Annotated in this window: 23 protein-coding genes; 13 read left to right on the top strand and 10 right to left on the bottom strand. The window is 73.3% G+C overall.

What is annotated here, in order from left to right:
* Positions 1-49: 49 nt before the first annotated feature.
* Together ACFQW6_RS06535 and ACFQW6_RS06530 are read left to right on the top strand one after the other, a co-directional pair.
* Positions 50-664 carry a ClpP family protease gene (locus tag ACFQW6_RS06535; RefSeq protein ID WP_378542476.1) on the top strand — a complete coding sequence of 205 codons (615 nt, stop codon included), beginning with the start codon at positions 50-52 and terminating at the stop codon, positions 662-664.
* Positions 661-1,263 (top strand): ClpP family protease, encoded by a 603-nt coding sequence (locus ACFQW6_RS06530; RefSeq protein WP_378542474.1) that lies wholly within the window; start codon positions 661-663, stop codon positions 1,261-1,263. The genes ACFQW6_RS06535 and ACFQW6_RS06530 overlap by 4 nt, the downstream gene beginning before the upstream one ends.
* Before the next feature lie 14 nt (positions 1,264-1,277).
* Here the strand turns inward: ACFQW6_RS06530 and ACFQW6_RS06525 are convergent, their stop codons facing one another.
* The 6 genes from ACFQW6_RS06525 to ACFQW6_RS06500 form a co-directional block, all read right to left on the bottom strand.
* Positions 1,278-1,574 carry a helix-turn-helix domain-containing protein gene (locus ACFQW6_RS06525; protein ID WP_378542472.1) on the bottom strand — a complete coding sequence of 99 codons (297 nt, stop codon included), beginning with the start codon at positions 1,572-1,574 and terminating at the stop codon, positions 1,278-1,280.
* A 58-nt stretch (positions 1,575-1,632) separates the two neighbouring features.
* Positions 1,633-3,087: a YdiU family protein gene (locus tag ACFQW6_RS06520; protein WP_378542470.1), complete on the bottom strand. Its 1,455-nt coding sequence runs from the start codon at positions 3,085-3,087 to the stop codon at positions 1,633-1,635.
* Positions 3,088-3,139: 52 nt separating this feature from the next.
* Positions 3,140-4,705: a peptide chain release factor 3 gene (locus tag ACFQW6_RS06515; RefSeq protein ID WP_378542468.1), complete on the bottom strand. Its 1,566-nt coding sequence runs from the start codon at positions 4,703-4,705 to the stop codon at positions 3,140-3,142.
* A gap of 79 nt (positions 4,706-4,784) precedes the next feature.
* On the bottom strand, positions 4,785-5,492 hold the full coding sequence (locus ACFQW6_RS06510) for an ANTAR domain-containing protein (protein ID WP_378542466.1): 708 nt from the start codon (positions 5,490-5,492) through the stop codon (positions 4,785-4,787).
* A gap of 28 nt (positions 5,493-5,520) precedes the next feature.
* Entirely contained in the window at positions 5,521-6,234 is a 714-nt protein-coding gene (locus ACFQW6_RS06505; RefSeq protein ID WP_378542464.1) for a GAF and ANTAR domain-containing protein, read from the bottom strand.
* A 55-nt stretch (positions 6,235-6,289) separates the two neighbouring features.
* Entirely contained in the window at positions 6,290-7,555 is a 1,266-nt protein-coding gene (locus ACFQW6_RS06500; RefSeq protein ID WP_378542462.1) for an ROK family protein, read from the bottom strand.
* An 89-nt stretch (positions 7,556-7,644) separates the two neighbouring features.
* Here ACFQW6_RS06500 and zwf point away from each other — a divergent pair, with 89 nt between their 5' ends.
* The 6 genes from zwf to ACFQW6_RS06470 all read left to right on the top strand — a co-directional run bounded on the left by zwf (position 7,645) and on the right by ACFQW6_RS06470 (position 16,187).
* Entirely contained in the window at positions 7,645-9,123 is a 1,479-nt protein-coding gene (gene zwf / locus ACFQW6_RS06495) for a glucose-6-phosphate dehydrogenase (protein ID WP_378542460.1), read from the top strand.
* The gene (edd, locus tag ACFQW6_RS06490) at positions 9,120-11,012 is read left to right on the top strand and encodes a phosphogluconate dehydratase (protein ID WP_378542458.1); all 1,893 of its coding nucleotides are present in this window, start codon (positions 9,120-9,122) and stop codon (positions 11,010-11,012) included. The genes zwf and edd overlap by 4 nt, the downstream gene beginning before the upstream one ends.
* Positions 10,996-11,664: a bifunctional 4-hydroxy-2-oxoglutarate aldolase/2-dehydro-3-deoxy-phosphogluconate aldolase gene (eda, locus tag ACFQW6_RS06485; RefSeq protein ID WP_378542456.1), complete on the top strand. Its 669-nt coding sequence runs from the start codon at positions 10,996-10,998 to the stop codon at positions 11,662-11,664. Before edd ends, eda begins: the two co-directional genes overlap by 17 nt.
* 111 nt (positions 11,665-11,775) lie before the next feature.
* The gene (locus tag ACFQW6_RS06480) at positions 11,776-14,247 is read left to right on the top strand and encodes a molybdopterin oxidoreductase family protein (RefSeq protein ID WP_378542454.1); all 2,472 of its coding nucleotides are present in this window, start codon (positions 11,776-11,778) and stop codon (positions 14,245-14,247) included.
* A complete protein-coding gene (locus tag ACFQW6_RS06475; protein WP_378542452.1) occupies positions 14,244-14,774 on the top strand; it encodes a hypothetical protein in 531 nt (176 codons plus the stop codon). The genes ACFQW6_RS06480 and ACFQW6_RS06475 overlap by 4 nt, the downstream gene beginning before the upstream one ends.
* A 138-nt stretch (positions 14,775-14,912) precedes the next feature.
* Complete coding sequence (locus ACFQW6_RS06470) at positions 14,913-16,187, top strand: family 16 glycosylhydrolase (protein ID WP_378542451.1); 1,275 nt, start codon at positions 14,913-14,915, stop codon at positions 16,185-16,187.
* Between the two features lies 1 nt (position 16,188).
* On the opposite strand, the gene ACFQW6_RS06465 is transcribed toward ACFQW6_RS06470, so the two are convergent.
* Together ACFQW6_RS06465 and ACFQW6_RS06460 are read right to left on the bottom strand one after the other, a co-directional pair.
* Positions 16,189-16,446, bottom strand: a complete 258-nt coding sequence (locus tag ACFQW6_RS06465; RefSeq protein WP_378542449.1) for a hypothetical protein — start codon at positions 16,444-16,446, stop codon at positions 16,189-16,191.
* Between the two features lie 64 nt (positions 16,447-16,510).
* Positions 16,511-17,779 (bottom strand): MFS transporter, encoded by a 1,269-nt coding sequence (locus tag ACFQW6_RS06460; protein WP_378542447.1) that lies wholly within the window; start codon positions 17,777-17,779, stop codon positions 16,511-16,513.
* A 181-nt stretch (positions 17,780-17,960) separates the two neighbouring features.
* Here ACFQW6_RS06460 and ACFQW6_RS06455 point away from each other — a divergent pair, with 181 nt between their 5' ends.
* The 5 genes from ACFQW6_RS06455 (at position 17,961) to ACFQW6_RS06435 (ending at position 24,039) form a co-directional block, all read left to right on the top strand.
* Positions 17,961-19,694, top strand: a complete 1,734-nt coding sequence (locus ACFQW6_RS06455) for a GAF domain-containing protein (RefSeq protein ID WP_378542445.1) — start codon at positions 17,961-17,963, stop codon at positions 19,692-19,694.
* Positions 19,695-19,976: 282 nt separating this feature from the next.
* Positions 19,977-20,291 (top strand): hypothetical protein, encoded by a 315-nt coding sequence (locus ACFQW6_RS06450; RefSeq protein WP_378542443.1) that lies wholly within the window; start codon positions 19,977-19,979, stop codon positions 20,289-20,291.
* Positions 20,292-20,514: 223 nt separating this feature from the next.
* Positions 20,515-21,213 carry a response regulator gene (locus tag ACFQW6_RS06445; RefSeq protein ID WP_378542441.1) on the top strand — a complete coding sequence of 233 codons (699 nt, stop codon included), beginning with the start codon at positions 20,515-20,517 and terminating at the stop codon, positions 21,211-21,213.
* Between the two features lie 46 nt (positions 21,214-21,259).
* On the top strand, positions 21,260-22,825 hold the full coding sequence (locus ACFQW6_RS06440; RefSeq protein ID WP_378542439.1) for a hypothetical protein: 1,566 nt from the start codon (positions 21,260-21,262) through the stop codon (positions 22,823-22,825).
* Positions 22,822-24,039, top strand: a complete 1,218-nt coding sequence (locus ACFQW6_RS06435; protein WP_378542437.1) for a hypothetical protein — start codon at positions 22,822-22,824, stop codon at positions 24,037-24,039. Before ACFQW6_RS06440 ends, ACFQW6_RS06435 begins: the two co-directional genes overlap by 4 nt.
* On the opposite strand, the gene ACFQW6_RS06430 is transcribed toward ACFQW6_RS06435, so the two are convergent.
* Positions 24,014-24,772 carry a class I SAM-dependent methyltransferase gene (locus tag ACFQW6_RS06430; protein ID WP_378542436.1) on the bottom strand — a complete coding sequence of 253 codons (759 nt, stop codon included), beginning with the start codon at positions 24,770-24,772 and terminating at the stop codon, positions 24,014-24,016. The two genes, ACFQW6_RS06435 and ACFQW6_RS06430, sit on opposite strands and share 26 nt — an antisense overlap.
* Positions 24,769-25,965, bottom strand: coding sequence for a dTDP-4-amino-4,6-dideoxygalactose transaminase (rffA, locus tag ACFQW6_RS06425; RefSeq protein ID WP_378542434.1), 1,197 nt, complete (start codon positions 25,963-25,965; stop codon positions 24,769-24,771). Before rffA ends, ACFQW6_RS06430 begins: the two co-directional genes overlap by 4 nt.
* Between the last annotated feature and the right edge of the window lie 3 nt (positions 25,966-25,968).

Here is a 25,968-nt window from a genome sequence, read left to right as displayed (position 1 = left end):
GCAGCAGAACCCCCTGTGGCCACGCGCCGCAGCGCGCCACGCTGGCGGCATGACCACCCACACCACTTCCGAACGCATCGAGGACGAGCTGGTCCGACGACTGATGCACCAGCGGATCATCGTCCTCGGCGAGGAGCTCGGCGAGCGCAACGGCAACCGCCTCATGCACCAGCTCCTGCTCCTGTCCGCCGAGGACCCGCGCGCCGACATCAGCCTCTGGATCAGCTCGCCCGGCGGCTCGGTGTCGTCGATGCTCGCCATCCACGACGTCATGCGGCTGATCCCCAACGACGTCAGCACCCTCGCCATGGGCATGGCCGCGAGCGCCGGGCAGTTCCTGCTCTCGGCGGGCACGCCCGGCAAGAGGTACGCCCTGCCGCACGCCCGCGTGCTGCTCCACCAGGGGTCGGCCGGCATCGGCGGCACCGCCGTCGACATCGAGATCCAGGCGGACGACCTGCGGCACACCCGCGACACCGTCCTCGGCCTGATCGCCGAGCACACCGGACAGGACCGCGAGACCGTCGAGCGCGACTCGCGGCGCGACCGCTGGTTCAGCGCCGAGGACGCGCTGGCGTACGGCTTCGTCGACCAGGTGACCAGCTCGGTCGACCACGTGACACCGGCGCGCACCCGCGCGGTGGGGCTGGCGGGTGCGCGATGAGCGGCTACACGATCCCGTACGTCGTCCAGCAGACGCCGCGCGGCGAGCGCACCCTCGACCTCTACTCGCGGCTGCTGTCCGAGCGGATCGTCTACCTCGGCACCGAGATCGACGACGGCGTGGCCAACGCCGTCATCGCCCAGATGCTCCACCTCGCCTCGGAGAACCCCGAGCTCCCGATCAGCCTCTACCTCAACTCGCCCGGGGGCTCGATCACGGCGATGCTGGCGGTCTACGACGCGATGCAGTTCGTGAAGCCGCCGGTCGAGACGGTGTGTGTCGGGCAGGCCGCGTGGACAGCGGCGGTCCTGCTGGCCGGGGGAGCGCCGGGGCGGCGAGCGATCCTGCCGCACGGGCGGGTGGTGCTCCACCAGCCCGCGACGCAGGGCCGCGGCACCATCCCCGACCTGATCCTCGAGGCGGACGAGGTGGCCCGCGTGCGCCTGCTGCTCGAGGAGGTCCTCGCCCAGCACACCGGGCGCACGGCCGAGCAGATCCGGCAGGACACCGACCGCACGCTCGTGCTGCCGGGGGAGGCCGCTGTCGACTACGGGCTCGTCGACACGGTCCTGCGCGAGCAGGGACCGGCGCTGGCCTGAGCGGCCGCGCCGGGTCAGGCAGCCAGGGCCAGGGCGTCCGGCCGGCCGGCGCGCACCGCCAGGCGCCGGACGCTCAGGTCGAGGGCGCCGGCGATGGCCTGCAGCATCTCCGAGGACGGGTCCTTGAGTCCGCGCTCGACCTCGGAGAGGTACTGCACGGACACCCCGGCCCTCTCGGCCACGTCCTTGAGCCGTTCACCCCGGGCCGCGCGCTCGCGATGGAGCTCCTCGCCGACGATCTCGCGCCACAGGCGCTCGGGCGCCGGGGGCGCGTCTGGCTGCTGCTCCGGGAACCGCACGACCTCACCCATGTCGTCGAATGTAGCCACGTCGCCGGTCCCGTGGCACGCCGTTCTGCTGACAGCAGAACTAGGTGCCGCAGAAGGTCGTGTAGGCGCCGAACGAGTCGGGAGCGGGCTCCGCGTAGCGCTCGAGACCGGGCCGCTCGCCGTACGGAGTTGACACCGCCTCGAGCAGCCGGTCGAGCGGCGCGAGGTCGCCGTCGGTGGCTGCGGCGAGGGCCTCCTCGACGAGGTGGTTGCGCGGCACGTAGACCGGGTTGGTGCGGTCCATCGCGTCGGCGTCGGGGTCGATCGCCAGCCAGCGGGCGGTCCACGCGTCGAAGCCGGCGAGGTCGAGGAACATCCCGCGCGCCGGCTCGGCGTCGCCGCGCGCCGCCGCACCGAGGCGGCGGAAGAACGACGTGTGGTCGACGTGGTCGGCCTGGACGAGCGCGACGAGGTCGGCGACGAGGGTCGACGCCTCGGCCGGGTCGACGCCGTCGCGCAGGCCGAGCTTGGCCCGCATGCCGGCGGACCAGGCGGCCGAGTAGCGGTCGCGGAAGGCGCCGAGCGACTCCACGGCGATGGCCACCGCCGCGTCCTGCTCGTCGGACAGGAGGGGCAGGATCGCCTCGGCGAGGCGGGCAAGGTTCCACTCCGCGACCACGGGCTGGTTGCCGAAGGCGTAGCGACCGCCGGTGTCGATGGAGCTGTAGACCGTCGCCGGGTCGAAGGCGTCCATGAAGGCGCACGGTCCGTAGTCGATGGTCTCGCCGGAGATGGTCATGTTGTCGGTGTTCATCACGCCGTGCACGAAGCCGACGAGCATCCACTCCGCGACCAGCGCCGCCTGGGCGGCGACCACCGACTCGAACAGCGCGAGGTGGGGGTGCTCCGCGTCTGCGGCGGCGGGGTGGTGGCGCGCGATCGCGTGGTCGGCCAGGCGTCGGAGCAGCTCGAGGTCGTCGGTGGCCCGGGCGTACTGGAAGGTGCCGACCCGCAGGTGGCTGCTCGCCACCCGCGCCAGCACGGCACCGGGCAGCACGGTCTCGCGCTGCACGGGGCGACCGGTCGCCACGACGGCGAGGCTGCGGGTGGTGGGGATGCCGAGGGCGTGCACCGCCTCGCTGACGACGTACTCGCGCAGCATCGGGCCCACCGCGGCCAGGCCGTCGCCGCCGCGGGAGAACGGCGTACGCCCCGACCCCTTCAGGTGCAGGTCGCGCAGCCGTCCTGAGTCGTCGACGAGCTCGCCGAGCAGCAGGGCGCGGCCGTCGCCGAGGCGCGGGGAGTAGCCGCCGAACTGGTGGCCGGCATAGGCCTGGGCGACCGGAGTCGCCCCCTCGGGAAGTCGGGTGCCGGTCAGCAGGCCGACGCCGTCGCCGCGGAGCCAGTCCGGGTCGAGGCCGAGCGCGGCGGCCAGCGGCTCGTTGAGGGCGAGCACGCGGGGCTCAGGCGTCTCGGCTGCCTGCCAGGGCAGGGCGAGCTCGGGCAGCTCGCGGGCGAAGCGGCCGTCGAGGACGAGGGTGGGTGCCGAGGTCACTCCCTCGACGATACGCGGCGGGCGGGGACGATCCCACCCGTCGGGCGCCACGTCAGGCGCCGCCGGCGGGCAGCGCCTCGAGCATGATGTCGGGGTTGTCGCGGGCGGTGACCTGGGCACGCCACTGGTCCACGAACAGGGCCAGGCGGGTGCCGTCGCTGCGCTCGAGGACCTCGACGCCGCGCTTGCCCGCGAGGGCGGCCGCGCCGTCGGCGTCGGTGCGTCGGGCGACCTGGTAGTCGAGGCGCGAGAAGCGGATCGGCGCGTTGAACTCGTTGGTCATGCGGTCCTCGACGACCTCGAACTGCATCGGGCCGACGGCGGCGAGGACGGGGTTCTGGTCCCCGCGCAGGTCGGAGCGCAGCACCTGCACCACGCCCTCCTGGTCGAGCTGCTCGATGCCGCGCCGGAACTGCTTGTAGCGACTGATGTCGCCGGCGCTGGCCGTGACGAAGTGCTCGGGCGCGAAGCTCGGGACGGGTGGGAACTCGATGGGGTCCCCGACGTAGACGGTGTCGCCGACCCGCAGGGCCTGCGCGTTGACGAAGCCGATGATGTCGCCGGGCTCGGCGCTCTCGACGGCTGCGGTGTCGCGGCCGAAGACCGACTGCGCGAACTTCGTCGCGAAGGGCCGTCCGCTGCCGGCGTGGGTGACGACCATGCCGCGCTCGAAGGTCCCGGACACGACCCGGGCGTAGGCGAGCCGGTCTCGGTGGGCGTTGTTCATCCCCGACTGCACCTTGAAGACGAACGCGCTGAAGTCGTCGGACGGCTCGCGGACGGAGCCGTCGACGCCCTCGGTCGCACTGGGGTCCGGAGCGATGTCGAGCAGCAGGTCGAGCAGCTGCGCGACGCCGAAGTTCTGCAGGGCCGAGGCGAACATCACCGGGGTCGTCTCCCCGGCCAGGAAGCGCTCCTGGTCGTGGTCGGCCTCGTCGAGCGTGAGCAGCTCGTGCTCCTCGAACGCCGCGTTCCACTGGAGGGAGTCGTCGTCCTCGACCTCGTCCGCGCCCATCCGCCGCTCGGGCGCCCGGGTCGCGCCACCGGCGGTGCGGGTGTACTTCACGAACTCGCCCGTACGCCGGTCCAGCACGCCGCGGAAGTCGCCGGCCTCGCCCACCGGCCAGGTCAGGGGCGTGGGCCGGAGCTTGATCTTCTCCTGGATCAGGTCCATCAGCTCGAGGGCCGACAGCCCGGGCCGGTCCCACTTGTTGATGACCGTCAGGACGGGGATCCCGCGCAGCGCGCACACCTTGAAGAGCTTGAGGGTCTGCGGCTCCAGGCCCTTTCCGGCATCGACCAGCATCACGGCGGAGTCGACGGCTGAGAGCACGCGATAGGTGTCCTCGGAGAAGTCGCTGTGGCCCGGGGTGTCGACGAGGTTGATGACGTGGTCGCGGTAGACGAACTGCAGCGCCGCCGAGGTGATCGAGATCCCGCGAGCCTTCTCCATCGCCATCCAGTCCGACACCGTGGCACGCCGGTCGCCCTTGCCGTGCACCGCGCCGGCCTCGGTGATCACCCGCGCGTGCAGGGCCAGGGCCTCGGTGAGGGTGGACTTGCCGGCGTCCGGGTGGCTGATGACGGCGAAGGTACGGCGGGGGCGGGTGTCGGGCACCGCGCGAATCTACCGGCCGAGGACCCCTACCTCCGCTTCCGGGACGCGGTGGTCCGCGAAGCGGCAGCCGGGCGCCGGCTCACTGGTCGGGTCGTTCGTCGTGCAGGCCGAGCACCACGCGTGCGAGCCGGATCACAGGGACGCCGGCCCGGAGGGCAGCGTCCTCGAGCTGCGCGCGCGCCTCGGGCAGGGAGCTGCCGCGCTGTGCGGCGATGACACCCGTCGCCTGGTCGAGCCAGGCCCGCTCCGCGAGCCGGACAGGGGCCTGCTCCGCCTGGTTCCGCGTCGAGAAGGACAGGTCGGCGTTGGTGACGGCGCCCGGTGCCCACGCCCCGAAGGCGGTCGCCAGCTCCGCGTGCTTGTGCTGGAACGTGTCGGCTGCGTCTCCGTAGAGGTTCACGGTGGCGATCACGTCGCCCGCCTGCACCACCGGGAAGGTGAGGGTGCTGTGGATGCCTGCTGCGGCACTCGCCCGGGCGAAGTCGTGCCACTCGCGCTCGTCGAGCAGCCCGCCCGGCGACGAGGCCAGGCCCCGCCCGAGGTCGATCGCGTCCACGCACGGACCGGTCGCGACGTACTGCACGGCGTCCAGCGTCGCGATCTCCTCGTCGGTCGCGACCAGGGTGAAGGTGACGCCGTGCTCACGCGAGCCGATGCTCACGCCGACCAGCCCAGGGGCGATCGTCCGGGCGCGATCAGCCGTCGCGGTGAGGTGCTCGACGAGGTCGCCGTCGTCGTAACGGTCCAGCTCCTCGAGGGCCTCCAGGGTCTCCGGGATCGGTTCCACGGGTCGGTGGTACCCCGACCGGGCGAACCTATGTCCGGTCGGGACGTTCGTCGGTCAGGTCCGGGTCGCGCTCGCCGATCGAGTCGACGAGGTCCTGCGCGACGCTGCGCACCTTCCGGTTCTGGGTGCTCGCCTGCCGGGTGAGGTAGCTGAAGGCCGTCGGCTGGTTCATGCCGTAGCGCTCCATGATGATGCCGACGGCCGCACCGATCAGCGTGCGGGTGCCGATGGCCGTGCTCAGCTGTTCGGCCCTGAGCACGTGACCGAGGGCGAGCCCGGCGTGCACACCGAAGTGCTCTGCCACGCCGACCGACCCCGGGTCGATGGTCGACGACGTGGTGGAGTGCAGGTTGAGGCAGAGGACACCGTGCGAGTCGCTGCGCAGTCGCACCCCGATCTGCGACTGCAGGCCGAGCCGGGTGGCCCGGCCGATGTAGGTCGGCCAGCGCTGCTCGTGCCGAGCTCCCCGCACCACCACGAGCTCCTCCTCCGTCGCCTCCACGCAGGGTCCCTCGTGGGAGGAGGACTGCACCTCGTCGAAGCTGCGGGCGAGGTCGGTGGTCGCCGCGAGCGTCTCCAGGGACCCGTCGGCATGGATCCGGGAGACGCTGACGTGCTCGAACTCCGGCAGGCACCGCCGGGCCTGGAGCACGATCTCCTCGAGCGTCTCGGTCGTGCCGGTCTGCGAGTGGAGGGACGCAGTGGCGTCCCTGATGGTGTCGACGACGCGGTCGCCCGGCATGTGTGCACTCCTACGCTGCGTCCGGCCCACGGGGGCGGCACGGAAATTCTCGGCGTCAGGATAACGCCGCGCGCACAGGCCCGGGGCCGTCTCCGGACGATCCGGGCCAGCGGGCGAGAGCGGCGTCGACGGCGCGCGGGGAGAGCACGGAGTCGAGGGCCAGCCGTACGCAGCCGACCAGCCCGGCGCGGTCGCCGTACGCCGCCGGGACGACCTGCAGGTCCCGCCCGGCCAGCGCCGTGGTGGCGCTGAAGACGCCCTCGCGCAGCCCGGCGGAGAAGGTGTCGAAGGCGCCGGCCATGTCGCCGCCGACGACGACGGTGCGCGGGTTCAGCACGGTGACGGTCGCGGCGAGCGCCTCGCCGATGTGGCGGCCGGACTCGCGCACGACGGCCCGGGCCCGTCCGTTGCCGCGGCCGGCGGCGGCGACCAGGTCGCGCACGTGGTGGACGTCGTCGCCCGCGGCGCGCAGCCGCTCGACGAGCGCCCAGCCGCTCGCGACCGTCTCCAGGCAGCCGGTCTCGCCGCAGCGGCAGCGGAGACCGTCGGCGGCAGGGACCTTGACGTGGCCGAGCTGTCCGGCGGCATTGCGGTGGCCGCGGGTCAGCCGCCCGTCGGCGATGATCGCGAGGCCGATGCCCGTCGACGCCTTGAGCACCAGCGCCTCGTCGTGCTCGTGCACCGTCGGCTCGACATCGGCCCGGGCGGTCGGCATCTGCGACAGCGCCATCACCCGCATGTCGTTGTCGAGCGTGAGGGGAGCGCCGGTGACCTCGTGCAGGTAGGGCGCGAGAGCGACGCCGTCCCAGCCGGTGAGGGCGGGGGAGTCCACGCTCATCGCGCGGGACGGGTCGACCGTGCCTGCCAGCGACATGCCCACCCCGCGCACGTCCTCCCCGCTGCGGCCGAGCTCGTCCAGCATCTGCTCGAGGTGGCGCACGACGAGCGGCATCAGCACGTCGGGTCCCTGGCCCGACTCCTGCTCGAGGCTCGCCGCGGCGAGCTCGGTGCCGTCGAGCGAGCTCACCGAGAGCTGCGAGCGGCTGCGCCCGACGGCGATCCCGAGGACCAGTCCCGCCGCGCTGTTGAGCACGAGCGTCGTGGCGGGGCGCCCGCCGGTCGCGGACTCCTCCTCGCCCTCGAGCACGAGCCCGGCGTCGACGAGCGCGGAGAGCCGGGCGTTCACGGCCGTGCGGGACAGGCCCGTGGCGCGACCGAGGGAGCCGCGCGTGACCGCCTGTCCGGAGCGGATCAGCGCGAGCACCTCGCCGGCGGTCGCCGCGGGCAGGACCGGCGGCGGGGGAGGCGAGGTCTGCGTCATGGTGCGCCGATTGTGGCACCAGGGAATATGTCTTGAAAAGACGTAAGTTGCGTTGCATCAGGACCGAAGCGTCCGTACGGTGGTGTGCCATGGACTCGATCACCCCCGTCGACGCCTGCGACTTCACCGTCTTCGGCGGCACCGGCGACCTCGCCCTGCGCAAGCTCCTCCCCGCGCTCTACCTGCGGGACCGCGACGGGCAGCTGCCCGACGGGTTCCGCGTCATCGGCGTCTCGCGCGCCCAGGTCGACGACGACGGCTACCGCGCCCTGGTGGCCGACGCGCTGCGCGAGCACGTGGTGGCTGAGGACCTCGATGCCCCGGTCGTCGAGCGGCTGCTCGCCCGGCTGCACCACGTGACCCTCGACGTCGCAGACGTCGCGGCCTGGCACCAGCTCCACGACCGCCTCAAGGACGGCGCCGCGTCCGACGACGTCATCCGCGTCTTCTACCTCGCGGTCGCCCCCGGCCTCTTCGGGACCATCTGCGAGCACCTCGACGAGGCCGGTCTGGTGACCGAGCGCTCGCGGGTCGTGCTGGAGAAGCCGATGGGCACCGACCTCGCCACCGCCCAGCAGGTCAACGCCGCGGTCGGTCGCGTGTTCGAGGAGTCGAGCATCTTCCGCATCGACCACTACCTCGGCAAGGAGAGCGTGCAGAACCTCCTGGTCACCCGCTTCGCCAACACGTTCCTCGAGCCGCTGTGGAACAGCCGGTGGGTCGACCACGTGCAGATCACCGTGTCCGAGTCGATCGGCGTCGGCGACCGGGGCTCCTATTACGACCGCTCCGGCGCGCTGCGGGACATGGTGCAGAACCACCTGCTGCAGCTGCTGTGCCTGGTGGCGATGGAGCCGCCGACCTACGTCGACCGCGAGACCGTGCGCGACGAGAAGCTCAAGGTGCTCCAGGCGCTGCGACCGATGACGCCCGAGCTGGTCGACCGTGACACCGTCGCCGGGCAGTACGCCGCCGGGCTGTGCGAGGGCGCCCCCGCGTCGTCGTACGCCGACGAGGTGGGCCACGCCAGCAGCACCGAGACCTTCGTCGCGCTGCGCACGGAGGTGCAGAACTGGCGCTGGGCCGGCGTCCCGTTCTACCTGCGCACCGGCAAGCGGATGCCCGAGCGGGTCTCGGAGATCGTCGTGGTCTTCAAGGAGCCGCCGCACGCGATGTTCCCGCACAGCGAGGGCCCGACCGAGGCCAACCGGCTGCACATCCGCGTGCAGCCCGACGAGGGCATGCGCCTCCACATGACCGCCAAGGAGCCCGGCCCCGGCGGCATCCGGCTGCGCCCGGTCTCGCTCGACCTGAGCTACGCCGCCGCCTTCGGCGGCCGCTCGCCCGACGCCTACGAGCGGCTGCTCATGGACGTCGTGCGCGGCAACACCACCCTCTTCATGCGCCGCGACGAGGTCGAGGCGGCGTGGACCTGGGTGGCTCCCATCCTCGAGCGCTGGTCCCAGCCCTCGCACCGGCCGCGGAAGTACCCGGCCGGCACGCACGGTCCCGTTGCCGCCGTCACGCTCCTCGAGCGCGACGGCCGATCCTGGCAGGAGACAGAATGAGCACCAGCGCATCCCCCGTCCACCCAGTGGTCGCCGAGGTGACCGACCGCATCGCGCAGCGCAGCGCCGCGACGCGCGCCGCCTACCTCGCCCGCACCGACGCCGCGACCGTCAAGGGCCCGGCGCGCGGCAAGCTCGCGTGCGCCAACCTCGCCCACGGCTTCGCCGCCGCCGACGAGCCCGTGAAGTCGGGCCTGAAGTCCGGCCGCAAGCCCAACGTCGCGATCGTCTCCTCCTACAACGACATGCTCTCGGCCCACCAGCCGTTCCGCGACGTGCCCGAGGTCCTCAAGAAGTCGATCGTGCGGGCCGGTGGCCTCGCGCAGTTCGCCGGGGGAGTGCCAGCCATGTGTGACGGCATCACCCAGGGTCGCGCCGGCATGGAGCTCTCGCTCTTCAGCCGCGACCTCATCGCGATGTCGACGGCCGTCGCGCTCTCGCACGACATGTTCGACGCCGCGATGATGCTCGGCGTCTGCGACAAGATCGTGCCGGGGCTGCTCATCGGCGCGCTGTCGTTCGGCCACCTGCCCACCGTCTTCGTGCCGGCCGGCCCGATGACGTCCGGGCTCCCGAACGGCGAGAAGGCGCGCGTGCGCCAGCTCTACGCCGAGGGCAAGGTCGGGCGCGAGGAGCTGCTCGAGGCCGAGTCGGCGTCGTACCACTCCAAGGGCACCTGCACGTTCTACGGCACCGCCAACAGCAACCAGATGCTGATGGAGGTCATGGGCCTGCACCTCCCCGACGCGACGTTCGCCAACCCCGACACCCCGCTGCGCGCGGCGCTCGACCGGGCGGCCGGCGCGCGCGCCGTCGCGATCACCCACGCCGGCGGTGAGCCCACCCCGGTGGGGCACCTGGTGGACGAGAAGGCGATCGTCAACGCCTGCGTCGCCCTGCTCGCGACCGGTGGCTCGACCAACCACACGATGCACCTCGTCGCGATCGCCGCGGCCGCGGGCATCACGCTCACGTGGGACGACCTGTCCGACCTGTCGGCCGCCGTGCCGCTGCTGACGCGGATCTACCCCAACGGCTCGGCGGACATCAACCACTTCGTGGCCGCCGGCGGTACGCCGTTCCTGGTGCACACGCTGCTCAAGCACGGCTACCTGCACGACGACGTCCTGACGGTCTCGGGCCGCGGCCTGTGGCGGCACACCCGCGAGGCGCGGCTCGACGGCGACTCCGACCGGGCAGGGGTGGTGTGGGAGGAGGGCCCGAAGTCGTCCCTCGACACCGACGTGCTGCGCCCGGCCGACCAGCCGTTCGCCCCGGACGGCGGCCTGCGGATGCTCTCCGGACGCCTCGGCCGTGCGGTCATCAAGACCTCCGCCGTCAAGCCCGAGCACCGCGTCGTGACCGCGCCGGCCATCGTCTTCGACGACCAGGCCGACTTCCTCGCCGCCTTCGCCGAGGGCCGCCTCGACGGCCGCGACCTCGTGGCCGTCGTCCGCTACCAGGGCCCGGCCGCCAACGGCATGCCCGAGCTCCACAAGCTGATGCCCGCCCTCGGTGTGCTGCAGGACCGGGGTCAGCGGGTCGCGGTCGTCACCGACGGCCGGATGTCCGGTGCGTCGGGCAAGGTGCCCGCCGCCATCCACGTCACCCCCGAGTCCGCCCTGGGTGGTCCGCTGGCGCGGGTCCGCGACGGCGACCTGGTCACCGTCGACGCCGACGCCGGGGTGCTCGAGGTCGAGCTCCCGGACGCCGAGTTCGAGCGCCGCGAGGCCACCGGCCGCGCGCCCCACGACGTGGAGTGGGCCGGCACCGGTCGGGAGCTGTTCGCCGGGTTCCGCGCCATCGTCGGCACCGCCGAGACCGGCGCGAGCGTGATCCGTCCCCTGCCCGCCCCCACCGAGGAGGCCCCCGTTGTCCAGCCCGTCTGACGTCCAGTCCGCTCCCGGCCTGCTCCCCGGCAGCGGCGGCTCGCTCCTGTCACTGGTGCCCGTCGTGCCGGTCGTCGTGCTCGACGACCTCGACCACGCCGTCCCGGTCGCCCGGGCGCTCGTCGCCGGCGGCCTGCCGGTGATCGAGCTGACCCTCCGCACGCCGGTCGCCCTCGACGCCATCGCCGCGATCGCCTCGGAGGTGCCCGAGATCCTCGTCGGCGCGGGCACGATCACCTCGCCCGAGCTCGTCTCCCGCGCCGTGGATGCCGGGGCGCAGTTCCTCGTGTCTCCCGGTACGACACCGGGGCTGCTGCGGGAGATGGTCGGGTCCGGGGTCCCCTTCCTCCCCGGCACCGCCACGGTCTCCGAGGCGATGACCGTGCTCGAGGCGGGCCTCTCGGAGATGAAGTTCTTCCCGGCTGAGGCCTCCGGTGGCGCGGCGTACCTGAAGTCGCTGGCCTCGCCCCTCCCGGCGGCCCGGTTCTGCCCGACCGGTGGCATCACCGCCGCCAGCGCGCCGTCGTACCTCTCCCTGCCCAACGTCGGCTGCGTGGGCGGCTCGTGGCTCACGCCGGCCGACGCGCTCGCCGCCGGTGACTGGGACCGCGTCGCTGCGCTCGCCCGGGAGGCTGTCGCGCTGGGGTCCTGAGGCTGCACGCCGCCGAAGCCGTCGCGGCGCGCATCACCTCTCGGACACCGGGTACGGCACGAGGTGGAGCCGCCGTGCCGAGGGCCGCACGGCGCAGCCGAGGAGGCAGCCGTGCGACGTGTGGACCGGATCGCGGAGCCCTGGGGCGATCGGACGCCGTACGGCCCCGGCGAGCAGTGGCCCGTGCGGGTGGACACCCACCTCGCCGACGGGCTGGAGCCCGAGGACGTCGACCGCTGGGTGCAGTCGGCGTCGATCCTCCACTCCAACGGCGACGCGATGGACATCGCCGTCAAGGACGGGCGCATCGTCGGCGTCCGAGGCCGGGCGGACGACCGCGTCAACCGTGGGCGGCTGGGGCCCAAGGACCTCTACGGGTGGCAGGCCAACGGCTCGCCCGACCGGCTGACCCGGCCGCTCGTACGTCGCAACGGCGAGCTCGTCGAGACCGACTGGGAGACCGCCATGGAGGCCGTCGCGGGCCGCACCCGCGAGCTGCTCGAGGAGCGCGGCCCCAGCTCCGTCGGGTTCTACACCTCGGGGCAGCTGTTCATCGAGGAGTACTACACCCTCGGCCTGGTCGCCCACGGCGGCATCGGCACCAACCACGTCGACGGCAACACCCGGCTCTGCACGGCCACGGCCGCCGCCGCGCTCAAGGAGTCCTTCGGCAGCGACGGGCAGCCAGGCTCGTACTCCGACATCGACCACGCCGACACGCTCTGCCTCTACGGCCACAACATGGCCGAGACCCAGTCGGTGCTGTGGACCCGCGTGCTCGACCGCCTCGACGGACCGAACCCGCCCCGGCTGGTGTGCGTCGACCCCCGGGAGACGCCGGTCGCCCGACGAGCCGACGTGCACCTCGCCCCGCGCCCCGGCACCAACCTCATGCTGATGAACGCGCTGCTGCGCGAGCTCCTCGACCGCGACCGGGTCGACCTGGCGTACGTCGAAGCGCACGCGGTGGGCCTCGCGGAGCTGCGGAAGACGATCGACCGCTGCACGGTGGAGCAGGCCGCCGACGTCTGCGACGTCCCGGCGGACGACTTGCGCGAGGCCGCGCGCCTCATCGGCACCGCGGAACGACTGATGTCGACGGTGCTGCAGGGCTTCTACCAGTCGCACCAGGCGACCGCGGCCGCGGTGCAGGTCAACAACATCCACATCCTGCGCGGGATGCTGGGCAGGCCCGGCTGCGGCCTCCTGCAGATGAACGGCCAGCCGACCGCGGAGAACACCCGCGAGTGCGGGGCCGACGGGGACCTGCCGGGTTTCCGCAACTGGTCCAACGACGCGCACGTCGAGGACCTGGCGCGGGTCTGGAACATCGACCCGAGCAGCATCCCGCACTACACCGCGCCGACCCACGCCATGCAGATGATGCGCTACGTCGAGGACGGGTCGATCCGCTTCCTCTACGTCACCGCGACCAACCCCGCCGTCTCGATGCCCGAGCTCCGCCGGATGCGCTCGATCCTGTCCCAGGACCGCCTCTTCCTCGTGGTGCAGGACGTCTTCCTCACCGAGACCGCCCGGCTCGCCGACGTGGTGCTGCCGGCCGCGACCTGGGGCGAGAAGACGGGCACCTTCACCAACGCCGACCGCACCGTGCACCTGTCGGAGAAGGCGGTCGATCCGCCCGGGGAGGCGCGTCCGGACCTGGACATCCTGCTCGACTACGCCACCCGTCTCGACCTGCGCGACAAGGACGGCGCGCCGCTCGTGACGTGGCGCACGCCGGAGGAGGCCTTCGAGGCCTGGAAGGAGTGCAGCCGGGGTCGGCCCTGCGACTACACGGGCATCACCTACGACAAGCTCCGCGGCGGCAGCGGCATCCAGTGGCCCTGCAACGAGGAGAACCCGGACGGGTCCGAGCGGATCTACGCCGACGGCGCGTTCTGGTCGCACCCCGACTACTGCGAGGACTACGGGCGCGACCTCGTCACCGGAGCGCCGGCGTCCCCGACGGACTACCGGGCGCTCAACCCCGACGGCAAGGCGATGCTGAAGGCGGCGGAGTACCTGCCACCCCACGACCTGCCGTCGGAGGACTTCCCGTTCCAGCTGGTCACCGGCCGCACGCTCTACCACTTCCACACCCGCACCAAGACCGGGCGGGCGCCCGAGCTGCAGGCCGCGGCACCGGAGGTGTGGGTCGAGGCATCGGCCGGCGACGCGTCGTCGTACGGCTGGGCGGAGGGCGACGTCCTCCGGATCACCACCCCGCGTGGGCACGTGACCGCCCGGGTGCGGGTCAGCGGCATCCGCAAGGGCGTGCTGTTCCTGCCGTTCCACTACGGCTACTGGGACACCCGGGCCGGCCACGAGCCTGACGGGGACGCCGACGGCCGTGCGGCCAACGAGCTGACGCCCACCGACTGGGATCCCGTGTCCAAGCAGCCGATCTTCAAGACGGCCGCTGCCGCCGCGACCCGGGTCAGCGGGTCGGACGGCACGCCGGCGCCCGCACCGACCACCACCGCGTCGAGGCCCGTCGGTCCCGGCGTCCCACCCACGCGAGGCGTCGCCACGGCGCAGGTCACCGAGGAGTCGATGACGACGACCGGGGGTGCGCGATGAGCGCCCCGGACGTGGCGAGGACCCTGCGCAGCCTGCACGGCAACAAGGTGGGCGCCGCGATCGAGGAGCTGCACCGGTCTGAGGACGACCTGGCCAGGACCCTGCTCGACCTCAGCGACCGGCAGCGCACCGACCACGAGATCTTCCACGTCGCGCGTGACATCGCACGATGGTCGCAGCAGCACGTGCGCGAGCTGGCCCGCGTGGGCCGCGACTACGGGCTCGACCTCGACCCCGAGGCGACGCGCGTGTCGCCCGTGGTGGCGCGGGTGAAGCAGAAGGGTGCCGAGCTCGTCGGCCGGCACCACGAGCCCGGCCTGCTGCTGCTCGCGGACCTGCGCCACCTGCACCGCGCGGCGGCGGGCGTCTCTCTCGACTGGGAGGTGCTCGCCCAGACCGCTCAGGCGATGCAGGACGAGGAGCTGCTCGCGCTGTGCCAGGACGCGCACCCGGAGACGGTGCGGCAGATGCGCTGGGCCGATGCCAAGGTCAAGGAGACCGCCGCCCAGGTGATGGTCACGGGCTGACCCGGTCGCACCGTCGATCTCCTCGGACCGGTCGACAACCAATCCGGCCTTCGCGGCGTCCCAGAAGCACCAGCACCACCTCCCGCGACCGCCGCCCCTGCCGCACCCCGTCGCGCTCGACACCCACGAAGGTCGCCCATGCCAGCACGACGTCCTGCCTGCCTGTCTCCCGGTCGCCCCTCCCGTCTCCTGCTCGGCGCTGCGACCGCCCTGCTGCTCCCGGCCGCCCTGCTCGCCCCGGCGCAGCCCGGTGCCGCCAGCGGCTCCGCCCCCGCCCTCAGTCCCGCGGCTGTCGACGACGTGCCCGCCAACGTCTCGGTGCGCGCCGGCGGCCGCCAGCGGATCCGGCTCGAGGCGCTGCCGCAGGTCGTCCAGCCAGGAGGCGCGGTCGCCGGCGCCGACGCGGCCCGCGCCGCCGTCGTCGCCTCGCTCCGGCCGGTCCGCCCGGGCCGCCGCGTGCAGCTCCAGGTGCGAGAGGGCGAGGCGTGGCGGGCCGTCGCCTCGAGGCGGCAGGACGGCCTGGGCCGGGTGCAGTTCGCCGCCGCGGCCGGGGTCGACGGCACGTCCCTCACCTACCGGGTCAAGGCGATGGCGTCGTCGTCGACGAGCCCGTTCACGAGCGCGCCCGTCAGCACCGCCCGCTGGCTCGACGCGACCTGGACCGACGAGTTCGACGGCTCGCACCTCGCCCCGGTCTGGAACCACCGCGGCCGGGAGTACGCCCACGGCAGCCGCCGCTCCTGCGCCAAGGGCGACCCGAGCGCGGCCAGCGTGGGCGGCGGCGCCGTACGACTGAGCGTCACCGCCGACCCGGCTGCCACGACGCGGTGCCGGATCGAGGGACGCGACGCGCGCGCCGGCCGGTTCGCCTACCGCCTCAACGGGCACATCGGCACGCAGCACGCCTTCGCGTTCCGCTACGGCGTCGCGGCCGCGCGGGTGAAGTTCCACCGCCTGCGCGGGCAGCACGGCGCCTTCTGGCTGCAACCGGTCGACGGCATGCAGGCCGGCGCGCTCGGCACCGAGATCGACGTCGTGGAGTACTTCGGCGACCACCACCCGCAGGGCGGGCTGGCCTCCTTCATGCACCGCTACGAGGGCAAGCGCCGGATCGCCTCGGGGGGCTGGATCCCGAACTCACGGTCGTTCCTCGCGAGCCGCAACGACGGCTGGTCGAAGAACTACCACGTCTTCTCGGTGGAGTGGACGCCTCGGATGCTGGTCTTCCGCATCGACGGCAAGGAGACCGGCCGGGTGCGGGGCAAGGTCTCCGCCGTCCCGCAGTTCCCCATCCTGAGCCTCATCGCCGCCAACTACGAGATCCCGAAGATCAAGGAGAAGCGGCTGCCCCAGCACATGTACGTCGACTGGGTCCGGGTCTGGGAGACGGGCGCGCCCGGTCAGGCCGGGTGACTCACCCGCGACCGCCCAGCCCGCGGTAGAGGTCGATCTCGGACCGGAGCCGCGGGGGCAGCGGCGCTCCCGCCAGGGCGAGGGCGTCGGCATAGGCATCGAGGGCGGCGAGCAGCTCCCTGCGGAGCTGCTGCTGCTCGACGTGCCTCTTGTCGTGCCTCGCCCGGTCGAGCACGCGGCGCGCTGCCTTGATGTCCTCCAGCAGCGACGTCAGGCGCTGGTGACGGCCGGGATCGCATCCGGGTTCAGCGTGCAGCATGAGGAGTCCGAACCGCCCAGCGGGGCTGCAGCGCGGTACCGCAGCGTCGTGGACACCCCCCAACCTACCGGCTGCCGCCCACCGGCGCCGCGACGCGGGGCTCGGCCGACGCCGGAAGAGCGGGCTGCTCGCCGGCCGACGCCGCGCGGAGTCGCCGCTGCTGTGTCGACATCAGCGCGACCGCGAGCACCGTCGCACCCACGGTCACGGCGAACGCTGCCGTCGCTCCCGACGTGTCGGCGAGGCGACCGGCGACGCTCGAGCCGAGCGCGTAGCCCAGTCCGGTCGCGCTGGCCAGGGTCGTCATCGCCGCACCGACCCGGGCCGCGGGGACCACGCGCTCGGCGAGGGAGAAGACGGCGATCATGTAGGGCGCCACAGCGAACCCGAGGAAGAGGACGGTGGCGGCGGTGCCGGCCAGCGAGCCGACGACGAGGAGGGGGAGCGCGAGCACGAGCAGCGCCCACGCCGCGACGAGCGCCCGGCGCTCGTGCCCGACGCGCTCGGGGAGGTACGCCGTCGCGAGGCCGGCGAGCGCGCTGCCGACGCCGAGGGTGGCGTGCACCAGCCCGGCCACGCCGGGCGTGCCGGCATCCGTGGCGAGCACGGTGGCACCGGTCTGCGTGGCGCCGAAGAGCATCCCGATGGAGACCTGCGCGCCGACGAGCACGACGAACGCGGCGCCCAGCAGGCGGCCCCCGCCGCCCGGGTGGTCGGCGTCGTGGGCCACGCGCGCGGACGGGTCGAGGGCGAAGGCCGACCCGAAGACCGCCAGCAGGACCGCCGCGACGAGCAGCGCGCCGGACGGCGAGACGAGCGCGACGGAGAGGCCGACCAGGGCGGGCCCGATCGCGAACGACGCCTCGTCGGCCGCTCCCTCGTAGGAGAACGCGGCGTCCACGAGCCGGCGCTGGTGCTTCCCGGTCGAACGGGTCAGCGGCCGCCAACGGACGCGGGCCAGGGGACCCACCTGCGGGAGCACCAGACCGGTGGCTGCGGCGCTGACCACGATGGCGGCGTCCGCGGACCCGCTTCCGACGACGGCGACGAGCGTCGCGAGGCCGGTGGCGCCCAGCAACGACTGGACGAGGACGACGGGACGCTGGCCGACCCGGTCGGCCAGCGAGCCGGCGATCGGGGCACCGACGGCGTTGGCGACGGCGAGGGCGCCCGCGCTGAGCCCGCCGAGGCCGTAGCTGCCGGTCGCCGTGGAGACCAGGAGGAGCGTGCCGAGCTGGCTCATCGCGAGCGGGAGGCGCCCGACGAACGCCACGAGGACGTAGGTCGGGCCGGCGATCGACAGGAGTCGTCGGTAGGAGGCGAGAGGGGTCACGGGGGGTCCTTCGGGTGCGTCGGTACGACGCGCCGAACCCACCTCCAAGGACGCGTTGAACCCTCTGCGGTGCCCATTCTAGGAGCGGTCGCGACGGGTGCGGAATCGCCGCTGGCAGGGTTCCGGTGCGCGCGGCCCGGGACTAGGGTCGGAGCTGTCCCGGGGGACGTCGGGAGGGCGATTGCACGCGCACGGGGAGGGCGGCCAGGAGCCGCAGGCCGATGGTCTGGCGGAGGTCGACTTCGATCACCTCCTCCGGGAGGTCCTGACGCGCGTGCAGGGGGTGCGCGACGAGCAGGTCAGGCTCCGCCACCTCCTCGACGCAGTGGTCGCCATCGCCTCCGAGCTCACCCTCGACGAGGTGCCGACGCGCATCGTCCGCGCCGCGAGCGGCCTCGTCGGCGCACGCTACGCGGCCCTCGGAGTCCTGTCCGAAGGACCCGAACGCGTGCTGCGCACGTTCGTGCACCACGGGATGGGCAGCGACGTGGTCGCGCAGATCGGCAGCTGGCCCACCGGCCACGGCCTCCTGGGCCTGCTGATCGAGGAACCGCGGCCGCTCCGGCTGCGCGACATCGCCGCGCACCCGGCGTCGTACGGGTTCCCCGACCACCACCCGGCGATGACGTCGTTCCTCGGGGTGCCCGTCCGTACGCGCGAGCACGTGTTCGGCTACCTCTATCTCACCGACAAGGAGGGCGGCCAGGACTTCACCGAGGTCGACGAGCTGGTCGCCGTGGCTCTGGCGGCCGCCGCGGGCGTCGCGATCGAGAACGCCACCCTCTACGAGGAGGCCGAGCGACGCCAGGCCTGGTTGAGCGCCACCGTCGAGATCACCTCCCTGCTCTCCGAGGACACACCGACCGACCGGGCGCTGCAGGCCGTGGCCGACCGCGCCAGGTCGGTCTCGGGCGCCGACGTGGCCTGGGTCGTCAGCGGTTCCGACCCCCAGGACCTGCACCTCGAGGTGGTGGCGGGCGCACCGGTCGACCGGGACGCCATGCACGCCCTGCCGATGGAGAGGTCACTGGCCAGCCTGGTGGTGCGCACGGGCGTACCCGTCTCGGTCGACGACCTCGCCACGGATCCGCGCGCCGTGGACCCCTCGTCCCTCGACGGCTGGCCCCAGCTCGGTCCGATGATGGCCCTGCCACTGCGATCGGGCTCCGAGATCGAGGGCGTGATCTCGCTGGCGTGGACACCCGAGCGCATCGACGCGTTCCGGCGCCTCGACCCCCGCCTGCCCACCAGCTTCGCCGAGCAGGCGGCACTCGCCCTGCACGTCGCGAGGAGCCGGGAGGACCGCAAGCGGATGTCGTTGCTGGAGGACCGCGACCGCATCGGGCGAGACCTGCACGACCTCGTCATCCAGCGGCTGTTCGGCGTGGGTCTGGGGCTGGAGAGCACCGTGCGGATGGTGCCCACCGGCGAGCCGGCGCAGCGTCTGCGACAGGCCATCGTCGACATCGACGACACGATCAAGGACATCCGCCGGGCGATCTTCGCCCTCGGGACGCTCGAGGGCTCGACGGACCTGCAGACCGAGATCGAGATCCTCGTCGACCGAGCAGCCGCGACGATGAAGCTGCGGCCCAAGCTCCGGCTCGAGGGGCCGATCCGCACCACCGTGCCCGCAGCGGTCACGCCCGACCTGCTGGCAGTGGTGGGCGAGGCCATGACCAACGTCAGCCGGCACGCGCACGCCTCGACGGTGGAGGTGAGGGTGGTCGTCCACCACGACACGCTCGAGGTGAGCGTCGCCGACGACGGGCGGGGCATGCCGCCGGACGTCCTCGAGAGCGGGCTGCACAACCTGCGTGAGCGGGCGGCCGGTCACGGGGGTGAGCTGTTGGTGGAGTCCGAGGCGGGCGCCGGCACGACCCTCACGTGGCGCGTCCCGCTCGTCGAGAGCTGATCGACCCGGGCGGGCGAAGCCTTCGCGTCCCGGGACTCCTCGGCCGCCGGCGTCCCGGGATCGGGTCCCGAACGTGCTGGGACTTTGGTCCGTTGCGCCCGGCACGGCCCTGCATTGCTATGGACTCGCACCGGGGTCGCACCGGGTGCCCCGCTCCACCGGCGCTCCTCAGCCGCACGCCGCGCTGTCGAACCACGAAGGTCGGTGGAGCGGGGCACCCGCGAGCGAGGCCGGGGCACCGTAAGGAGGAAGCATGGTTCCGCAGCAGGGGGAGGAGCATTCATGACGAACGCGCCCGGAGGAGTGGCCGACCTGGCCTGGATGCCCGGTCTGACCAACGAGGACCTGAGGGAGGCGGCGGACCGCCTCGTCCTCGACCGTTGCGACGTGCCTGCGGGTTCGGTGCTCCGGACGTTCTCGCGCTCGGTGCGCGCCGCCCTGCTCGACGGATTCCTGACCTCGGAAGTGGTGGCGGAGGCCGAGCGCAGGACCAGGGAGCTGCTGGCCCAGCGGCCCGCCGCGGGGGGTCGCCCCCGCTTGCGCGACTGGGCCGGTGTGCGCGTACCCGAGGTGCCCCGACCGCGGAGGGCGCGATGACCGCCCGGGACCGTCGACGCACCCGGAGCCGCGTCGGCCCGGACACCGAGCGTGCCTCGTGGAGGCGCTGGCGAGCCCGGTCCGCCGTGCGCGCAGCCCGCCTCGTCTCTGCTGCGGCGCACCGACGCACGCGGGAGGACGCGACGTAGGGACCGGTCAGGACCAGTCAGGACCGGGCAGGAAGTCCGGGGCCATCCGCCCCGGGCAGGAGTACCGTGCTCGTATGGACGGACATGCTCATGTCCCCGTCACGGAAGACACCATCACGGTGTTCTTGCTGGACGACCACGAGCTCGTCCGGCGGGGGGTCCGCACCCTCCTGGAGTGCGAGCCCGGCATCGAGGTGATCGGCGAGGCCGGCTCGGCCGCGGAGGGCGAGGCTCTCATCACCGCGCTCCGTCCCCGCGTCGCCATCGTGGACGGTCGTCTGCCCGACGGCTCGGGCATCGAGGTGTGCCGCCAGGTCCGGTCGGTCGACCGGCGCATCGAGGTGCTCGTCCTGACGTCGTACGACGACGACGACGCGCTGTTCGCGGCCATCATGGCCGGCGCCTCCGGCTACGTGCTGAAGCAGATCAGCAGCGGGGACCTCGTCACGGCCGTACGGCGGGTGGCGGCGGGCCAGTCGATGCTCGACCCGGCCGTGACGGCCCGGGTGCTGCACCGGCTGCGACAGGGGTCGGACCGGGACCCGCTCACCCAGCACCTGACGCCCAAGGAGGAGCAGGTCCTCGGGCTGGTGGCCGAGGGGCTGACCAACCGCCAGATCGCGGAGCGGCTCGGCGTGGCCGAGAAGACGGTGAAGAACTATGTGTCGACACTGCTCGCGAAGCTCGGTGTGGAGAGCCGGACGCAGGCGGCGGTGATGGCGGCCCGCCGTCCCGCCTCGGGCGAGGGCCGTCCGGGACACCGGGCCACGTAGGTCGCCCCTGCGCGTCCCTGCGCCCGGGCCTCCGTAGGGTGTCCGCGTGCCCCCTCGCCCCGACCGGTCCGACGGCGTCCGACCCGGTGGGGTCTCTCGGCTGCGCGCGATCGACCCGCTGGTGCCTGCGGTGGCCGGGGTGTCCCTGGTGGTCTACGTGCTGCACGGCTTCCAGGGGATGCTGAGCCGCGATCTCGGCATCTACAGCTACGCCGGCCAGCAGGTGGCCGACGGCGTCCCGCCCTACCTCGGCGTGCTCAACCGTGCCGGGCCGCTGGCGCACGTGCTGCCCGGCGTGGGGGCGCTCGTCGCGCGCCTCGGCGGACTCGACGACGTCATCACCATGCGGGTGTTCTTCATGCTGATGGCCACCGCCGCTGTGTGCGTCTCCTACCTGCTCGGGCGCGACCTCTTCCGCTCCCGCGGTGCCGGCCTGGTGACCGCGAGCGCGATGCTAGCCGTCCACGGCTTCATCCAGTACGCGTCCAACGGGCCGCGCGAGAAGACCCCGATGACGCTCTTCGTGCTCGGCGCGCTGTGGGCGGTGACGCACCGGCGCTGGTTCACCGCGGGCGTCCTGACGAGCCTGGCCACGCTGTGCCTGCAGACGGCGTTCTTCAGCACCTTCACAACCGTGGCGGTGGGCGCGCTCCTGCTCGCCACGGGCGGCCGGGTCCGCGCGCTCGCGCGTATCGCCGTCGGCGGGCTGGTGCCGGTGGCGGTGCTCGGCACCTGGTTCGCGCTGGCGGGGTCGCTGGGCGCCGCGTGGGACGGCTTCTACGCCATCAACCGCCGCTACACGGTCCCCAACCCGCTCGACGCCGAGCGCGAGATGGTGTGGGACGACCTCCAGGGCGCCTACGGGGTGACGGTGTGGCTGCTGCTGGCCGGGACGATCCTGCTGGTCCTGGTCTCCCTGGCCGCCCTGTCCCGCCGGGCGCGGGCCGCGGAGCCGGGACTGGTCGTGCTGCCAGCCATGTCGGCCGGTCTCGTGGCCGGTCTCGCGTGGATCCTCCAGGAGTACGACGCGTGGCCCGACCTGTTCCCGGTGCTTCCGTTCGCGGCGGTGGGCTTGGGGGCCGGCTTCGCGGTCGCCACCCACGGCTTCGCTCGCCGTCGCCGGGACGCCGTGGCGGGGGTGCTCGCCGTCGCTGCCGTCGTCATCGCGCTGACCTACTCGCTCTCGACCCGGAACGACTCCCTGCGGGACCAGCGCGAGGCCACGGACGCGGTGCTGGCGGTCCTGCCCGCCGACGCCACCATCACGTCGATCGAGGCGCCGCAGCCACTCGTGCTGACGGGGCGGACCAACCCGACGCGCTACCAGATGTTCCGCAGCGGGTTGCAGGACTACATGGAGGACACCTGGCCCGGGGGGCTGGACGGCTTCAAGCGCGACCTCGTCGCGGACGGCCCTGACCTCGTCGCGGTGGGGGAGACGGTCTCGCGTCGCTGGCGCGCGTCGATCCAGCCGGACTACGTGTACGTCGGCAGCGCGCCGCTCTGGGACTGGTATGCCCGCGCGTCGCTGGGTGACGAGGCGATCGCCGAGCTGCGGGCGGCGGCAGGCTACGACGCCGACGACCCGCTGGCCGAGCCGCTCGTGCCATGAGCCGACGCAGCGCCTCGCTCCTGCTCGCCACCGGTTCGGTGGTGAGCGGGGTGCTGGCCTACGTCCTGTTCGCCCTGGTCACCCGCGGGCTGGGCGCGAGCGCCGCGGCGCCGGTGTCGGTGCTGTGGACGGTGTGGGCGCTCGCAGGCGCTGCGTTCACCTTCCCGCTGCAGCACTGGATCACCCGGTGCCTCACCGCCGGCCGGGCGGGCGAGGTCCGCGGCTCCGCCGGTCGCGTCGCCGCCGTCGTGGTGGCCGCGAGCGTCGCCACCGGCGCCCTGGCCTGGGCGTTCCGGGACCGGCTTTTCCACCGCGACGACGCGTGGTTCCCCGCTCTCGTCGTGCTCGTGGTCCTCGGCTCGGCCGCCGTCGGCGTGCTGCGGGGCAGCCTGGCGGGCCGGGGCCGGATGGGGGCGGTGGCCGTGAGCCTGGTCGCGGAGAACGCGGTGCGGTGCCTCCTCGTGGCCGTGCTGCTGCTGGCGCAGGTGCACGACCCGGTCGCCCACGGCCTGTGCCTGGTCGCCGGGTCGTTGGTCGCGCTGTGGCCCGGCACCTGGCGTTTCGACGAGGTGGGTGCCGGCCGCGGCGGCTCGCTGTCGTTCCTGGGCGGCGCTGCGACGGGACAGCTGCTGGCGCAGGGCGTGCTGACCGGGGGAGCGGTGGTCCTGGCCCTGCTCGGCGGCGCACCCGGGGAGATCACGGCGGTGTTCGCGACGCTGGCGCTGTTCCGCGCGCCGTACATGGTCGTGCTGGGCACGCTGCCGCAGGTCACGCACCACGTCACCGGGCTCGTCGAGGCGGGCGACCTGCCGGCCCTCCGCCTCCTCGCGGGACGCCTCGCGGTGCTGGGGACCGTGGTCGTCACGCTCGGCGCCGTGATCGGCGGGACTGCAGGCCCGGCACTCGTGCGCGCGATCTTCGGCGACACCGTCGAGATCGGTCATGGCGATTCCGGGGTCATCGCGACCGGCTGTGCCCTGGCCCTGGTCAACGTCGTGCTCATGGTGGCCGCGCTCGCGCTGGACCGCCCGGGACGGGTCGCCGGTGCCTGGGGACTCGCCGTCCTCGCGGGCGCCGTCGTGCTGCTGCCGACGACCTGGTTGCTGCCGGTCGAGCGTGTCGCCTTCGCGTTCGTCGCGGCCGAGCTCGCGGCGACGGTGCTCCTCGCGGTGGTCGCGTCGTCGGCGCTCAGGGCCGGGCGGACGACGGCCTGACGGCCACGACGAACACGGACGAGCCGAAGGGCAGGTCGCGCCGGCGCAGGAGCCGCGCCTCCGCCCGGCACACGGCCATGAGCACCCGGTCGAGGCCCGGCGAGACCTCGGGCAGGCGGGAGTCGCCGGTGGCGGCCGGACGCAGGCGGCGGCGCAGCCGCTCGGCCGCGAAGAGCGGGAACACGCCGCCGAAGGCGTACGTCGCCCGCTGCACCTCCATCCCGGCGGCCTCGACCAGCCCGGTGATGCCGGCGCGCGTGTAGCGGCGGTGGTGACCCGCCTGGACGTCGTGGTCCGACCACGCCCACTGGTAGGCCGGCACCGAGAGCAGCATCCGCCCGCCGGGCACCAGCACGCGCCGCAGCTCGGACACCGCGCGGGCGTCGTCCGCGCAGTGCTCGACCACGTCGAACGCGGAGACGACGTCGAAGGTCCGGTCGCCGAAGGGCAGCTCGGTCGCCGACCCCACGATCCCCTCGCCGGGCCGCAGGCCGTCGGGGAACAGGTCGAGGCCCACGTGCTGGTGCTGCCCTCGCATCCACCCCACGCTGGGGGCGTCCGCGCTGCCGACGTCGAGGGTGCGGCTCGGGGCAGCGAGGTGCGGTGCCATCACCGCGGCGAGCAGGTCGGTGCGGGCCCGGTGCCACCAGTAGCCCTCGCGGTGCAGCGACGACGAGCCCGGTTGTCCGTCCGGTCCGAGCGCGTCGGGTCCGGGCCCCGGAGCGGGGCTCACCGCTCCGGGAGGGTGGAGGCGCTCGCCTCGAGGAATGCGGCCACCACGCGATCGAGGTCGGGGTCGGACAGGTTGTTGTGGAAGGGCAGGCGCAGCAGCCGCTGGCTCACGTCCTGCGAGACCGGGCAGTCGGTCTCCCGGACCGCGAAGGAGCGCCCGGCCTCGGAGGTGTGGAGCGGCTGGTAGTGGAAGGTGGCCTGCACGCCTGCCTTGCGCATCAGCTCGAGCACGTCGTTGCGCCGGTCGTGGTGCGACAGCAGGACGTAGAACATGTGGTGGGCCGAGCCCCGGTCGTCGGGCACTCGCATGACCTCGAAGCCCAGCTCGTCGGCGTACGGCGCCAGCGCCGAGGCGTAGCGCTCGCTGACGCGCCGGCGCTTGCCCTGCACCGCGTCGCGCTGCTCGAGCTGGCCGAGGAGGTAGGCGGCGAGGACGTCGGAGAGGCCGAACGAGGAGCCGGTGTCCTTCCAGGTGTACTTGTCGACCTGGCCGAGCATGAAGGCGTGGCGGTTGGTGCCCTTGTCGTAGAGCACGCGGGCGCGGTCGACGTCCTCGGGGTCGTTGAGCAGGAGCGCGCCGCCCTCACCGCAGACGAAGTTCTTGGTCTCGTGGAAGCTGAGCGTGGCGAAGCGTCCCAGGCTGCCGAGCGGCTCGCCGCGCCACGTGCCGAAGAGCCCGTGCGCGTTGTCCTCCACCAGCCGCACCTCCGGCCAGTCGGCCAGGACGTCGCGGATCCCCTGCACGTCGCACGCCACGCCGGCGTAGTGCACGATCACCACCGCCCGCACGTGCTCGTCGAGGAGGGTGGCGAGGTGCGCGGGGTCCAGGCCCAGCGTGTCCGGCTCGATGTCGCAGAAGAGCAGGCCGGCGCCCTGCCGCGCGAACGCGAGGCCCGTGCTGGTGAACGTGAACGACGGGACGATGACCGTGTCGCCCTCCTGGAGGTCCATCAGCATCGCCGACAGCTCGAGGGCTGCCGTGCACGAGGTCGTCATCAGCACCTCGGCGGACCCGGCGTCGGCGGCGAGGAGCTCGGCCGCACGACGCGCGAAGGCACCCCCGGACGACAGGTGGCCGCCCCGGACCACCTCCTGGACGTAGTCGAGCTCGCGCCCCTCCACCGACGGGACGTTGAACGGGATGTCCGGCAGCTCTGCGGCGGGACCGTCCTCGATCTCCTGTGCCTGTGCCACAGC

The organism is Nocardioides sp. GCM10028917 (assembly GCF_042666175.1).
GTDB lineage: Bacteria > Actinomycetota > Actinomycetes > Propionibacteriales > Nocardioidaceae > Nocardioides.
The sequence above is the reverse complement of the archived record's forward strand: the minus strand, read 5'-3'. Positions and strand labels throughout refer to the sequence as shown.